Origin of the sequence: Cyclobacterium sp. (assembly GCF_014762705.1) — a bacterium.
Lineage (GTDB): Bacteria > Bacteroidota > Bacteroidia > Cytophagales > Cyclobacteriaceae > Cyclobacterium.
Genome location: NZ_JABURL010000107.1, coordinates 47,332 through 60,441, shown reverse-complemented (window position 1 = coordinate 60,441; position 13,110 = coordinate 47,332). Strand labels below are relative to the sequence as shown.

The 13,110-nt window shown below is 43.3% G+C and carries 15 protein-coding genes; 7 read left to right on the top strand and 8 right to left on the bottom strand.

Annotated elements, in window-relative coordinates; all coding sequences use genetic code 11:
- Positions 1-516 (bottom strand): TlpA disulfide reductase family protein, encoded by a 516-nt coding sequence (locus HUJ21_RS21250; RefSeq protein ID WP_291372648.1) that lies wholly within the window; start codon positions 514-516, stop codon positions 1-3.
- A gap of 436 nt (positions 517-952) precedes the next feature.
- Here HUJ21_RS21250 and HUJ21_RS21245 point away from each other — a divergent pair, with 436 nt between their 5' ends.
- Together HUJ21_RS21245 and HUJ21_RS21240 are read left to right on the top strand one after the other, a co-directional pair.
- Entirely contained in the window at positions 953-1,222 is a 270-nt protein-coding gene (locus tag HUJ21_RS21245; protein ID WP_291372646.1) for a hypothetical protein, read from the top strand.
- Between the two features lie 99 nt (positions 1,223-1,321).
- The gene (locus HUJ21_RS21240; protein WP_291372645.1) at positions 1,322-2,689 is read left to right on the top strand and encodes an FAD-containing oxidoreductase; all 1,368 of its coding nucleotides are present in this window, start codon (positions 1,322-1,324) and stop codon (positions 2,687-2,689) included.
- A 23-nt stretch (positions 2,690-2,712) separates the two neighbouring features.
- Here HUJ21_RS21240 and HUJ21_RS21235 read toward each other — a convergent pair whose 3' ends face one another.
- Both HUJ21_RS21235 and HUJ21_RS21230 read right to left on the bottom strand, forming a co-directional pair.
- The gene (locus tag HUJ21_RS21235; RefSeq protein WP_291372643.1) at positions 2,713-3,213 is read right to left on the bottom strand and encodes a rhodanese-like domain-containing protein; all 501 of its coding nucleotides are present in this window, start codon (positions 3,211-3,213) and stop codon (positions 2,713-2,715) included.
- Between the two features lie 82 nt (positions 3,214-3,295).
- Complete coding sequence (locus HUJ21_RS21230) at positions 3,296-3,778, bottom strand: DinB family protein (protein WP_291372641.1); 483 nt, start codon at positions 3,776-3,778, stop codon at positions 3,296-3,298.
- Between the two features lie 163 nt (positions 3,779-3,941).
- On the opposite strand from HUJ21_RS21230, the gene HUJ21_RS21225 reads away from it, so the two are divergent.
- Complete coding sequence (locus tag HUJ21_RS21225) at positions 3,942-4,649, top strand: NRDE family protein (protein ID WP_291372640.1); 708 nt, start codon at positions 3,942-3,944, stop codon at positions 4,647-4,649.
- A gap of 63 nt (positions 4,650-4,712) precedes the next feature.
- Here the strand turns inward: HUJ21_RS21225 and HUJ21_RS21220 are convergent, their stop codons facing one another.
- From HUJ21_RS21220 to HUJ21_RS21200, 5 genes are all read right to left on the bottom strand, one after another.
- Positions 4,713-6,293, bottom strand: a complete 1,581-nt coding sequence (locus HUJ21_RS21220; protein WP_291372638.1) for an FMN-binding glutamate synthase family protein — start codon at positions 6,291-6,293, stop codon at positions 4,713-4,715.
- On the bottom strand, positions 6,286-7,377 hold the full coding sequence (locus HUJ21_RS21215) for a DUF3179 domain-containing protein (RefSeq protein ID WP_291372637.1): 1,092 nt from the start codon (positions 7,375-7,377) through the stop codon (positions 6,286-6,288). The genes HUJ21_RS21220 and HUJ21_RS21215 overlap by 8 nt, the downstream gene beginning before the upstream one ends.
- On the bottom strand, positions 7,377-8,372 hold the full coding sequence (locus tag HUJ21_RS21210) for a transporter (RefSeq protein WP_291372636.1): 996 nt from the start codon (positions 8,370-8,372) through the stop codon (positions 7,377-7,379). The genes HUJ21_RS21215 and HUJ21_RS21210 overlap by 1 nt, the downstream gene beginning before the upstream one ends.
- 94 nt (positions 8,373-8,466) lie before the next feature.
- The gene (locus HUJ21_RS21205) at positions 8,467-9,024 is read right to left on the bottom strand and encodes a YceI family protein (RefSeq protein ID WP_291372635.1); all 558 of its coding nucleotides are present in this window, start codon (positions 9,022-9,024) and stop codon (positions 8,467-8,469) included.
- A gap of 33 nt (positions 9,025-9,057) precedes the next feature.
- Positions 9,058-9,537, bottom strand: a complete 480-nt coding sequence (locus HUJ21_RS21200) for a hypothetical protein (RefSeq protein WP_291372634.1) — start codon at positions 9,535-9,537, stop codon at positions 9,058-9,060.
- 143 nt (positions 9,538-9,680) lie between these two features.
- Between HUJ21_RS21200 and HUJ21_RS21195 the strand changes: the two genes are divergently transcribed.
- The 4 genes from HUJ21_RS21195 to HUJ21_RS21180 all read left to right on the top strand — a co-directional run bounded on the left by HUJ21_RS21195 (position 9,681) and on the right by HUJ21_RS21180 (position 13,056).
- Entirely contained in the window at positions 9,681-10,547 is an 867-nt protein-coding gene (locus HUJ21_RS21195; RefSeq protein ID WP_291372633.1) for an alpha/beta hydrolase, read from the top strand.
- A 152-nt stretch (positions 10,548-10,699) separates the two neighbouring features.
- Positions 10,700-11,242, top strand: a complete 543-nt coding sequence (locus tag HUJ21_RS21190; protein ID WP_291372632.1) for a carboxymuconolactone decarboxylase family protein — start codon at positions 10,700-10,702, stop codon at positions 11,240-11,242.
- A gap of 32 nt (positions 11,243-11,274) precedes the next feature.
- The gene (locus HUJ21_RS21185; protein WP_291372631.1) at positions 11,275-11,712 is read left to right on the top strand and encodes a hypothetical protein; all 438 of its coding nucleotides are present in this window, start codon (positions 11,275-11,277) and stop codon (positions 11,710-11,712) included.
- Between the two features lie 123 nt (positions 11,713-11,835).
- Positions 11,836-13,056 (top strand): alpha/beta fold hydrolase, encoded by a 1,221-nt coding sequence (locus tag HUJ21_RS21180; RefSeq protein ID WP_291372630.1) that lies wholly within the window; start codon positions 11,836-11,838, stop codon positions 13,054-13,056.
- Positions 13,057-13,110: the final 54 nt, after the last annotated feature.

Below are 13,110 nucleotides of genomic sequence, written 5' to 3'. Positions count from 1 at the left end.
CTATGCGTCTATCAGGGATTGAAAAACTTTTCGGAACTCGGATGCACTCATTACAGCACGCTCCATAAATTGGATATTACCGTTTTTATCTATTCCAACGGTGGTAGCCTGGGCTTTGGCTCCAAGTTTGACCATTAGCTCGGGATTCCCGGCAGCTACCGGAAAAGTTAAATTTTTCTCTTTAACCAGCTTCCTCATTACCGCTTCATCGTCTGTGGGGTCAATGCTAACGGCAACGAAGTTCAGTTTATCTTTAAACTCCGGATAAACCTCTGAAAGACTGGGCCAGTTTTTGGCACACATTGGGCACCAGGAAGCGGTAAGGTAAATCACTGTAGGCTTTTCTTCTTTTAGGGATTTCTTTAGACTTATCTCCTCACCATCTATGGTGGTTATTTCAAAATCAGGTGCCTTTTCAATATAATTAAATGACCCAGGTTCTGAATGGGAAAGGGTTGAATAAGCGGAAAGAAAGACGAGTGGTAACGCCACAAGTAATAATTTGGCAATTTTCATAATGAACAAAGGTTTTAATTATTGATAAGAATTGTTTGCGGGTAGGTGTGTTTGGACCTACCTTCCTTACTAGTCGAATCATTCACCCGAACCTGACAAGGAATGGTAATCTAATTTGATACTTTTTTGCAAAAGTTCTACTTCAAACTAGCTGTCATCACTTTTGGAAAAGACATTTCGAAATTACGTTGCTGTGCCAGTTAGGAAAAACATCCGAATTTACAGCAGCATAGTGTCAGGAATTGGTTTTTTTACGACTACTCAAGCACATCCTATTAAGATGGTAACGAAACTGATTCCTCATGCAATTCATGGCTATTTCCCTGCTTTTTGTAGGAATCGGTTTGTTTATGTTTTACACCTTGGTGCCCGGCGTATGAAAGAGATTAGTTTAAAAACCCTCCATAAATCTTTTAAAAGGGTACAATTGAAAAAAATGGGTAAAAGCAGCTTGTTTTTCTTATTCCTATTTGCCCTGGCCACGATTGCTTTTCCTCAGGAGAAAAAGGGATTTGACCTTTCCCGGGTTTCGATACCATTGGATGAAATAAAAGATGTATTTCAGGGACAAATGCTGTCTATTAGTTTTGATGCAGAAAGCCAAAGTGCCGAAATCAGGGATGCCGGTAAAAATATTATCCCGACCGTGATGAACTTCTGGTTTGCCTATCATCCTAAAACATCGGTCTATGTCCATAAAGATTGACAAAAAAACCAATGAAGAACCTATTTCGCTTTATCATTCTACATTTTTCTTAGCACTTTGTTTCTAAAAAAATAATTGAAAAAACTAAAACGTAAGACCATGAAATTTGACGCAATCATTATCGGATCCGGACAAGCGGGCACCCCTCTGGCTTTTAAAATGGCAGCAAAAGGTAAAAAAGTGGCTTTCATTGAAAAGGAGCATTTGGGAGGTACCTGCCTGAATGTAGGCTGTACACCTACCAAAACATACGTGGCAAGTGCACGCAGAATGTTTGATGCTCACAATGGGGAAATGCTGGGCGTACACATTCCGGAAGGTACCCGGATAAATCTAAGCCAGGTAAAAAAACGTAAAGACGAACTGATCAAAAAATCAGTCGATGGAATGGCAGCCGGAATAGAAAAGAATGAAAATATAACCCTTTTCAAAGGTGCTGCCAGGTTTACTGACTCACATACCGTAGAGGTGAATGGTAAAGTTTTGTCTGCAGAAAAAATTTATATCAATGTCGGTGCCAGACCCCTTGTCCCTGAGGGATTGAAAAAAGTCAATTTTCTAACAAATCAAAGTATCCTTGAGTTAGAACAGCTACCGGAGCATTTAATCATCATCGGCGGAAGCTATATAGGCCTGGAATTTGGTCAGATGTTCAGGCGCTTTGGAAGCAAAGTGACCATTATAGAAAAATCGGACAGAATCATTTCCAGAGAGGATAAAGATGTCTCCAGGGAAATACAGCGGGTAATGGAGCGAGAGGGCGTCGTATTTCGGCTAAATGCAACCTGCATTGATGCGCAGGAAGAAAAAGATGGCCAATTGCTTGTTTCGGTATCCTGTGAAAAGGGGGCACCACAAATTCGCGGTTCGCATGTATTGGTAGCGGTAGGTAGAATCCCCAATACAGCTGAACTTGATCTGGGAAAAGCAGGCATCAAGACCGATGGTAGAGGATATATTCAGGTTAATGATACTTTGGAAACCAATATCTCCGGCATTTTTGCACTGGGCGATTGTAACGGGAAGGGTGCATTTACACATACCGCCTACAACGATTTTGAAATCATTAATTCCAACCTGTTTGAACAGGGAAACCGAAAAGTAAGTGACCGTATACTTACCTATGGTTTATTTGTAGATCCTCCATTGGGCCGTGCCGGCATCACGCTAAAAGAGGCAAAAGATCAAAACCTGGAGGTTTTGGTCGGATACCGCGATATGAAACGTATCGCCCGGGCAAAAGAGAAGGGAGAAACGGATGGGTTCATCCGGGTAATTGTAGATAAAAAAACGGAGAAAATTCTTGGAGCTGCCGTTCTGGGAGTAGGAGGAGATGAAATTATCAGTAGTATTCTCAATGTGATGTATGGCGGACTCTCCTACACCGTAATTCGTGATGGGGTATTCCCTCACCCCACCGTAGGCGAATTGATCCCCACCTTGCTGGAAAGCTTAGAACCAATATAATGGATAGCCTAAATGATAAATAATCAGTGTACCTTTTCTCCTTTATTTACCCACATGCCCCACATTTTATTGTAGGTGTGTACCCGTTCTGTGCGTTCAGCATCGAGAGAATAGACAGGATTACCCTCGTTGACCCAATGAAAAATGCCCCCATAAAGGTTGTATACATTTTGGTAACCGGCCGCTTTTAATTTTTTGCCGATTTCCTGACTGCGGGCACCGATGGAGCAATAAACGACAATGGTTTCATCTTTGGGAATTTCCGAAACCGAATGCAGGGAAAAAGTCTCATAACCTACCCAGCGGGCATCCTCAAGATGACTGACGGAAAACTCTTCTTTCTCACGGGTGTCCAAAATCACGGCCTCCCCCAAAAGGTCTTTTTGTTCGGGATAAGCCAGGGGAAAATCCTTTTCGTAGGTAGTGTTTAATAAGGTTCTGAAAGGCAGGCTTTGGGAGAAAGCAGGAACAAGGATAAAAGTCCATGCGGACAATAAGAGCATTTTTCGAAAGAAAGATTTCATAAATAACCAACACTTCTATTTAGGCAATAATTTCCCAAATACGGCAAAATATCACCTAACGAGTATTTTTTTTACAGGATTTCTACCAGCCAACATATCCGGGAGCCGATATTCCTTCCATGCGAAGGTATACCAGGCATTGGGCACGATGATGGGCCTGGTGATCGCGCAGCAGGTAAAAAATGTTCTCCTTGGTCATGGCAACGCCGCCAAATTCAATCTCCTCATTTAACAGGATATCGGAGCCATTTTGAATCAAATCCAGCACGTAGGCATTGGCCCGATTCAGGATGTCCAGAACATCTGCTTTATTTAAGCCGGTCGCATCCTCTTTGCGGTAAAATGTTTTCCGTTCACCAGTGATGTGCGAGGTCAACATGCTGATATTATCCACTACGTGAAGCCATTGTCCCTGAAAAGACATGGCTCCTTCCGAAGGGCTGAAATCGTAGCTCGCCTCCGGCATGGCTTCCGCCACGGCTTTGGAATATTCCAGGTTACGCTGCCAAACACCGGCATATTGCTTGTTAAAATAATCTTGTGCCATTAGGTTTGTGCCAGTCATAAGCAGTAGCAGTATTGTCCATCGCATACCCATAAAACATACCATTTGTATACTTGCAATAAACTGAACTTTTCAATAAAAACCAATTGGGAATGTCAGGAAATAGCAGCATAAACGACTAATAATTTTGAATCAAGTGCAATAATAAAAAGCCGAGTCCTACGTGTGTACTGTATCCTATATTCCCCTGCCGCATGGTTATGTCCTTACTTCGAGCAGAGATGAAACCTTCAGAAGAGAGACTTTTCCCCCACTGTCCTATCGGCATGCCGGAAAGAAGATTATGTATCCCAGAGATCTCCGCTCAGGAGGCACCTGGATCGCCGCCTGCATGGATGAAACGGTTGCCTGCTTGCTAAATGGTGCTTTTGAAAAACACGAAAAAAAATCTACACAGGTAGTCAGCAGGGGAAAAATGTTGCTGGAATCATTGGAGTACAAGGATTTCGAAAAATTTATTGAAAGTTTTGATTTTCACCAAGTAGAACCGTTTACGCTGCTGATGATCAAAGCCCGTTCTTTTTTTGAGTTGAAGTGGGATGGAAATTCTACCTTTCTAAACACACTTAGCAAGGACAAACCGAAGATTTGGTCCTCTCCAACCTTGTATACCGAGGAACAACGCATTAAAAGAGAAAAATGGTTTTATCAATGGATCATGGAAAAGTCCGCCCATCCGGATTTTGACATGATGGGTTTCCACAGCAGTTGTCACGGCAAAGATTCAACTTATGATATATTAATGCGCAGGGATGAAGGCATGCAAACCGTTAGCATAACCCAAATCCGGAATTCCCTGTTTACCCCTTCCATGATCCATGTTGACCTGAAAGCAAAAAAGACATACGGTCCATTTTTTTACACTATATAGCACCGTATTGGATTAAATAAAATCCTAAAAAGGATGAAAAGGATAATTTGTCCGTTCTCAGGCCTATCCTACATCTGTAGAGTTTAATTCCCTATTGACTTTTTTGCTATCAAGGCGTTCTTTCAACCGAAAAGGATAAATCTGGGCATAGGTTTTAACGCGTGTCGTACTAATTCTGCGGTGGATGTGCCGGCGCTCAATGTCCAAAGGTGATGACAAACCCGCTGCATTGGAAAGTTCCATTAAACTAGCAATGGTTTTTTCATGGTAATTGGCCACCCTCTTTGACTTATCGGCAACGTCCAATCCTCTCACCAACCTTTCCTGCTGTGTGGCCACTCCCACAGGACAGGTATTTGAATTGCAACGAAGTGCTTGTATACAACCCGTCGCCATCATCATGGCCCTGGCTGAGTAACAAGCATCTGCGCCCAGGGCCAGTATTCTTGCCATGTGGAAACCGGTAATTATTTTACCAGAGGCCATGAGTTTAAGCTCTTTTCTGATACCATAAGCCAGGAGCATATCGCGGACAAGGGCTAAACCATCGCGCAAAGGCATGCCTAAAGAATTGCTGAACTCAACAGGAGCGGCCCCCGTTCCCCCTTCTCCACCATCTACGGTAATAAAATCAGGATAAATTCCAGTTCTGATCATTTCCTCACATAGCAGGCGAAAGTCATCCTCTCCTGAGACACAAAACTTAAATCCAACAGGTTTACCTGCACTCAAACTACGCAATTTCAGGATGAAACGCAGGAGAGCGGCTGCATCAGAAAATTCGGAATGGAAAGGTGGGGAATGGACATCCTTAAATGGCTCCAGATGCCTGTATCTGGCCACTTCCGGAGTATTTTTAAGTGCTGGCAACATCCCTCCGTGGCCTGGTTTTGCCCCCTGAGAAAGCTTAATTTCAACCATTTTGACAGAGGGTAAGCTGGCTGCCGATCTAAAGGTCGTCTCACAAAAGGAACCATCCTTCTTTCGGCAGCCAAAATATCCCGTTCCAATTTGCCAAATTAAATCTCCTCCTTTTGCCAAATGGTAATCGCTAATGCCCCCCTCACCGGTATTTTGTGCAAAGCCTCCTATTTTGGCTCCTTTATTCATGGCCAAAACAGCATTTTTACTTAAAGCACCAAAACTCATCGCAGATATATTCAAAAGGCTGGAGGAATAGGGCTGCCGGCAATCTCTGCCCCCAATGATCACCCGTGGTGGGATCTCAGAAGTGGCAACAGCCGAGTTGAATATTGCATGGTTCATCCATTCGTAACCAACTTTGTACACATCCATTTTTGTTCCGAATGGGGTGGTATCCAATTGATTTTTAGACCTTTGATATACCAGAGACCGAAACATGCGATTGATCGGAGCGCCGTCAACATCCGATTCAATAAAATATTGCATGATTTCAGGTCTGATAGTTTCAAAAAAATACCGAAAATTTCCAATTACCGGAAAATTCCTTCTAACAGTATGCTTTTTTTGACTCAAGTCTAATACAGCTATTGTTAGTACAAGCAGTAGGGGTACCACCCAAAACCAACTGATTAATCCATACCAGCCCGCCATAGCGAAAAGCATTTGAAGACCAATTAACATACCAGGAATCCAGATATATTTATTTTCAGGCTTATTCATATACCGCTATATTTTCAAAAAATGGCGGCCAGGAAAACCAAAAACCCATCATTTGCGGAAACTTCCCCAGTACCTCCCCTTCCCGGGGTCCTGAAATTGCCTCTCCAAATAAATTCCACTGGTTTCCTTCCTGATCTACCAGTATCCAGGAATTGGACGATGCACCCAAGGTAAAATCAAGTACTGTACCGTCAGAAAGCCTGCGATTGAGGGCAACCAGGATATTGGCTGCGCTATTCCCAATTACGGCAACTGGTTCCTCCTCAAAGGTGTCATAGACCAACCGGGTCTGCTCAGCAAAATTTTCAATGGGGTAAACTTTCAAATTTTCTCCATTCATTATTCCCAGAACTCTTTTTTTGGCCTGGAGCCGGTCATCGGTTTTATTGACAGGAAACAGTAGACTGCTGTGATTGGATTTGTAATCTCCGTAGGGGTAATTGGCGTAATTTCGGTTGTGTCCCGTTTCCCGGGAAACCACCTTTGTCTCGGGATACATTGCCTTCCAGGTAGCCCAGCTGGTTTCTATCAGGGAAATCACTTCGGGCTCTTCCCCTATCAACTCTCCATTTACGGCTTCAAAGCGCATTTGAGACCAATTGGTGTCTGTCAGGCGATCGTATGGTATCACATTGGTATTGTACAAAAGCCCGGAAACACCAAAAGTCGTTTTACCTGCGGAGATGTTCCTGTCCCAGCCAATTCCGGTACCGGTTAGTGGACAATAAATCACAGCAAGAGCGGTTGCCCCCACTTCATGGTTGATGATTTCGTGCCAATCCAATATTTTATGGGGATAAGCCACTGCCTCCCCTTCTGCGGCAAAACCCAATACCAAATCTGTTTCCTCCAGATAGTCTATTTCAGATCCGGCCACAAGGTTGGGCTCGTTTAACGCAGGTATACCGTCTTTTCCAGGGCCACCATCAAAAACTTCATTTTCAGGAATAAGCCAGTTTTGACTGCCACCTGAAGTATTGCTGCCTCCGCCTCCGGGACGAAAGTCGGGTCCTTCCGGCTCCCCACAGCTGATTGATAATGCCAGAAGAAGGGGAATCATCCTAATATTATGTGTTTTTTTCATCACTCATCCAATTTTAAATTAAAAACAGGTGCCTTGCTTTTCTTTGATATATTGAAAAACAAAGACAAGGAATACTTATAGGAGGTGGTTAATTGCGAGCCATTCAATGAACGGTATAAAGGAAAATCCGCCCATGCCCGTAAAGACAGGTCCGGATTAAAATGTACACCAAGACCAGGAATCAGATAGACCCACTTCCCTCCGGAACCCGGAAAGGTATTTCCGTCTACCAAATCCACTGTCTGGCTCCTGTACCTGCCAAATACAAATACATCCATTGGCCAGTGCACAAACAGGTTGTAATTAACTCCCAGATTGGCCTGAAATTCATTTCCAAACTGGTATACCTGGGTTTGGTTATAATTACGGTTCTTACCCGAAGCCCTGTAGGTAAGGATACCCAATAAACTCATGGAAGGAGTTAAAAATTTGGACTGTTGGTAAAAGGACCAAAACATACCATCAAGTGAACCGGAGCCCGGTTGCATGTCTGCGACCATGGTTAGGCCCTGGTTGTTTTTAAAATCTGTTCTTCCGGTGGGAATTTTTGGACCGGCCCCTATCAGCCATTCCCTGTTTGGGTGTTTCAGTGGATTCAACATTCGGTATTTGAGCAAAAAGACCATGTCGCCCAAGCCCTGAGCCCGTGTAAAGCCAATTTGATTGTTGTACTCCCGGATGCTTCTTTCCTGCCTCACAAAAGGCAGCACCAAGGTTAGGGCAAAGCGCCCATGGATGCCATAATTCACCTCCATCAGAAAAGACCGGGTCAACCGGCTACGTGTGTCATCTGACAAAAGCGCATTACCATCCATTAGATCCCGGAGCACATTGTGGTCATAGGTGAATAAAAATTGCACTGCTTTTGGATCTGCAGTTCCCAAACCCAAGGTCCCACCTACCGGAACGCCACCGGAACAGCATGCCTGGCACCAGGCCTCCTGCATAAGAGAGGAAGTGATTAGTAAAAGCAAACAGGCAATTTTAGTCTTCATGTCTTTTTAGAACTCAGATTTGCCGGGAAGAAAGTGCAGGGCACCACATGGCACCCATGCACTTTACTAACCCCAGCATCAACTAACCCTTATCTTAATATTCTCCTTTAAAGGTGATTTCAATGGTTTTGGCAATGTTGGAAGCAGGTTTCCCCTTTTCGAAATTTATGCCGTAATCGGCAAGGGTAAGCTCGAATGTGCTTTCCGCAGCCACCTTGCCACCTTGCACCATGATGGTACCTTTTTCTTCTATAGGATTGGTGACATCTTTAATCGTCATTTCTCCAATGACTAAGGCCACGTAGGTACCGTCCCTGGTAAAATCTACCTGATCCAAATTGCTGATCTTGCCAACAAATTTGGATTTAGGAAAAGATTTGGTATCCAGAAAATCCTTCCCATTGTAATGCTTTTGCATCAAAGCCTTTTCAAATTCAAAACTTTGCATGGGAACCGAAAACACCAGTTCTCCTGTGGAGGTATCCAGGGTGCTAGTGGCTTTGTAATTATCAGCAGTAATATCTTCCACCGGAGTGGAGGAAAAAAAGCTGATATGGGTTTTTTGGCTAACCAACTTTTCAAATGGAGAAACAAATGCTGCCGAGATGAGCATTATGAGGGAAGCGACTAAAACAATTGATTTGGTTTTCATGATTGTTAACATTTTAATTTTATTCATTATAAATTATACATTGGTGACCAGGTCACACTTTTCAAAAATTACATGTTCATACATTTCAAGGTCGGCATCATAATTAGCTCCTGACCGAATGACTCCCTTGACCTTTATCTTTGCACCAACCTTTAATAGTTGCTCAAATTCTCTATCAGAAGGAAGGAAGGTACAGCTTACACCTGCGGACTCATTGGGATCTTTAAGAAGTACCACGGTTTGCTCATTATAATCCTTACTGACCTCATAAATCTCCCCCTCTACTTCTAGTACTTTTGATTCACCTTCTTCATCAAGGTATTTTTCATAGGCCAATTCTGCATCAGCGAGAAATTCGTCCACCAATAATTTTGCAGAAATGGCATAATCTGTTTTTGTGGATTGTACATCTCTATGGGGCATGTTTAGCAGGTAGGCTACGACTGCCAGACCAATGAGGCCTGCGGCAGAAATAGTAATGAGCACTGGCTTAAGCCATTTGTTTTTTTTCATGTTTGCTGTATGTTTATTTCGCCAGAATAGTCGTGGATACCCTTATTTCCTGACGAAGAAGTTGAGCATAATCAAAAAAAGCTAACGAAACGGATAAAAAACCAGGACGGTTAAAACCACGTTAATGATAACAAAAACCAATAATGAAGCATAAAAATATCCTTCTGATCAGCTATATTATTTTTTTTGCAGCCATCTGCTCAGGTTGCCTGTCTTTTAGGGAAAGTGACAGAACCCTATATCAAAGGATGAATAAAGAAGGACTGGAGTACGAAATTTACCATGCGCCTTTGGATACACTCAGGTGGCTCTGGTATAAAAATGAAAATCCAACTGTCCCGCTGTTATTATTTATCCATGGGGCACCCGGTTCCTCTTCTTCTTTTCTGTCTTACCTGAAAGATGAGCGATTAAGGGAGGCCTTTTCCATCATGGTAGTGGACCGGCCAGGTTACGGGTACTCCGACTATGGCGATTACCAGCCCATACCCCAACAATATGAAGCCATTCAACAAATACTCGCCTACTCCCAGGTAGACAAAAATGTCGTACCAATCGGACATTCTTTTGGCGGCACCATTTCGGGATACATCGCCATTCAGAACCCCGATTGGTTGAAGGGAACCATTATGATTTCCCCGGCCATTGATCCGGAACAGGAAAAATACCTGTGGTTTGGCAAACTGGCTCTTTATAAAGGTACCCGTTGGATGGCACCCCGTTCGCTAAGGGTAGCGGCAGATGAGAAATACAGTCATGAAGCTGAGCTAAATACTTTCATAGGTGATTGGCAACAGGTCAAAAAACCCATACTCCATATACATGGGGATGAGGATGGTTTGGTTCCTTATGGAAATGTAGCCTTCTCCAAAAACAACATCCCCGAAAATTGGCTGGAAATAAAAACCTTCGAAAATAAAGGACACCTGATCCCTTTTACAGAACGCGAAGCCATGGTAGATGAAATCATCCGTTTCGTTTCCAGCCTGGAAACACCTGCTAGCCAATGACTTTTTCATATCTTAATTCACCAAAAGCCTTCTTCTTTCTCATAATTCCATCATTCGGGAATAATTGACAAGGAATAAGGGGGTATTGCCATTTTCTTTGGATGTCTTGCATTGCAACTTTGTAACATCATTAAAACAAAAACAAAAAAGCTATGCGTAACATTAAATTTGACGTACCAACTAAATCATCGGTAAGCGAAGAAAATAAGGCCATTTTGGAAAAGATCGAAGGCGGCGTGGGGTTTGTCCCTAACATTTATGCCACCTATGCCCTTTCAAACAACGCACTGGCCAGATATACCGCCTTCGCCAATGGCAAAACCAGCCTGAACAATAAGGAAAAAGAAGTGGTCAATCTGGTGATCAGTCAAATCAATGGTTGCACCTATTGTCTGGCAGCCCACACAGCCATCGGTAAGATGAACGGGTTTTCAGATGAAGAAATCCTGGAACTCCGAAGGGGAAAAGCAAGCTTCAATCCAAAATTTGATGCCTTGGCAAAACTCGCCAAATCGGTCATGGAAAATGCCGGAAAAATAGATGACGCTGTTCTGGAAAATTTCTTTGAAGCCGGATATGATAAAGAAAATCTGGTAGATACCATCGTGGCCATTGGCGAAAAGGCGATTACCAATATGCTGCACAATGTCACAAAAGTTCCAATTGACTTTCCCGAAGCAGCCCCATTGAATTAAGACCAAATCCTAAATCTTAAAATCTATTCGTCATGCAACAGATTAATTGGAAAAATGCGATTATTGCAGGAATTATCGGTACCCTATTATTCGATGTATTCGGACTGCTGATGTCCGGAGAGTGGTGGGATATTCCTGCCCTCCTGGGTGAAAAAACCGGTTTGGGATTAGCTTATGGTGTCTTTGGCCATTTCAGTAATGGTATCCTGTTGGCCATACTTTATGCGGCTATCGCCCCATCACTTTGGGGCCCCCATTGGTTGAGGCCCTTTATCTTTATCACGGCACAAACCATTGCCCTGGTATGGTTCTTTATGTTTCCCTTGTTGGGAGCAGGGGTGGCCGGAAGTAATCAGGGTCCGATGATGGCCATAGGCTCTCTGCTACGACATTGGGTTTTTGTGGTTCCTTTCATCTTTATTATCAATAAAGGACTATTTGGAAAAGAAGAGAGGGCAGTCCTCCAATAGGGTTAAAATAAAAGTTGCCATCACCCAAAAAGGATAGGGAAACCGGTATAAATATCCCGGTTTCCCCTTTTTTCTTCATATTGCCTTTTCTTAAAAACATAGCTAGCAGACATCCTTTATACCATGAAAACCGAAAAAGTATTTTTCAAGAACAGGAAAGAATTCAATTTGGCTGCTTTTATCTATCATCCGCTGGATCAGCCTCCCCGATTTTATGCGCTCTTTGCCCATTGCTTCACCTGTAGCAAAAACCTGAAAGCTGTTCAGAACATCTGCAACACCCTATCGCAAATGGGTGTAGCGGTGATGAGTTTTGATTTTACGGGTTTGGGAAACAGCGATGGAGAATTTGAAAATACCGATTTGTCATCCAATATCAGCGACCTGATCGATGCTGCCAATTTCTTGGCTACAGCATACGAAGCCCCCTCCTTATTAATAGGTCACTCCTTTGGAGGTGCAGCTGCCATTTATGCCGCCCAATCCCTGCCGGATATAAAAGCATTGGCTACTATAGGCAGCCCCTCTGATGTGGAACATATTTCTCACCTGTTCGAAGACCACCTGGATACCATAGAAAAGAAAGGGACATCCAGGGTAAATATTGGCGGAAGAGGGTTTGCTATCAATCAATCTTTTATTCAGGATCTCCGTCAAAAGGACCTGAGGGCCTGCCTTTCCCAATTAAGGAAGCCCATTCTCATCCTGCATTCTCCCCAGGATAGCATTGTTGCTATCAATCATGCTGCCAAACTTTACGAAAAAGCCTTTCATCCCAAAAGCTTTATTTCCCTTGATGGAGCAGACCATCTGCTTTCCGATACCACGGACAGTGAATATGTTGGGGAAATGGTCAGTGCCTGGGTCAAGAAATATATTCCGGCAAAGGTTCAGCCAAATGACACCAAAGGACACGAAGTGAAAGTACGTCTGGCAGGAAATGGGTATACCTCTGAAGTAAAAACCCGCTATCATCACTTGCTGGCAGATGAACCGGAAGAAGTGGGGGGTGATAATCTGGGCCCTACGCCATATGACCTATTGATGGCGGCCCTGGGTACCTGTACGGCCATGACACTACAGATGTATGCACAACGTAAAAAGTGGCGTCTGGAAGAAATCAATGTTTACCTGGACCACGACAAAGTACACAGAAAGGATAGCGATAATGTGGATGATAAAAAAGCCAAGGTCAGTCGTTTTACACGAAGCCTGGAAATAACCGGAGATGTGGATGAGACCCAGCGAAAAAGGCTATTGGAAATAGCCAATAAATGTCCGGTACACCGGACTTTAGAAGAAGACATTATCATCGATACCAGATTTAAAGATCATCCCAATTAAAATAAGTGGATTTTATTTCCAAAGGTGACCCTTATCACCTTTTATCATGCTGTG

What these genes read in the sequence shown, in the direction of transcription:
- HUJ21_RS21250 (WP_291372648.1), bottom strand. Translation starts at nt 516, where the DNA reads ATGAAAATTGCCAAATTATTACTTGTGGCGTTACCACTCGTCTTTCTT.
- HUJ21_RS21245 (WP_291372646.1), top strand. Translation starts at nt 953, where the DNA reads ATGGGTAAAAGCAGCTTGTTTTTCTTATTCCTATTTGCCCTGGCCACG.
- HUJ21_RS21240 (WP_291372645.1), top strand. Translation starts at nt 1,322, where the DNA reads ATGAAATTTGACGCAATCATTATCGGATCCGGACAAGCGGGCACCCCT.
- HUJ21_RS21235 (WP_291372643.1), bottom strand. Translation starts at nt 3,213, where the DNA reads ATGAAATCTTTCTTTCGAAAAATGCTCTTATTGTCCGCATGGACTTTT.
- HUJ21_RS21230 (WP_291372641.1), bottom strand. Translation starts at nt 3,778, where the DNA reads ATGACTGGCACAAACCTAATGGCACAAGATTATTTTAACAAGCAATAT.
- HUJ21_RS21220 (WP_291372638.1), bottom strand. Translation starts at nt 6,293, where the DNA reads ATGAATAAGCCTGAAAATAAATATATCTGGATTCCTGGTATGTTAATT.
- HUJ21_RS21215 (WP_291372637.1), bottom strand. Translation starts at nt 7,377, where the DNA reads ATGAAAAAAACACATAATATTAGGATGATTCCCCTTCTTCTGGCATTA.
- HUJ21_RS21210 (WP_291372636.1), bottom strand. Translation starts at nt 8,372, where the DNA reads ATGAAGACTAAAATTGCCTGTTTGCTTTTACTAATCACTTCCTCTCTT.
- HUJ21_RS21205 (WP_291372635.1), bottom strand. Translation starts at nt 9,024, where the DNA reads ATGAAAACCAAATCAATTGTTTTAGTCGCTTCCCTCATAATGCTCATC.
- HUJ21_RS21200 (WP_291372634.1), bottom strand. Translation starts at nt 9,537, where the DNA reads ATGAAAAAAAACAAATGGCTTAAGCCAGTGCTCATTACTATTTCTGCC.
- HUJ21_RS21195 (WP_291372633.1), top strand. Translation starts at nt 9,681, where the DNA reads ATGAAGCATAAAAATATCCTTCTGATCAGCTATATTATTTTTTTTGCA.
- HUJ21_RS21190 (WP_291372632.1), top strand. Translation starts at nt 10,700, where the DNA reads ATGCGTAACATTAAATTTGACGTACCAACTAAATCATCGGTAAGCGAA.
- HUJ21_RS21185 (WP_291372631.1), top strand. Translation starts at nt 11,275, where the DNA reads ATGCAACAGATTAATTGGAAAAATGCGATTATTGCAGGAATTATCGGT.
- HUJ21_RS21180 (WP_291372630.1), top strand. Translation starts at nt 11,836, where the DNA reads ATGAAAACCGAAAAAGTATTTTTCAAGAACAGGAAAGAATTCAATTTG.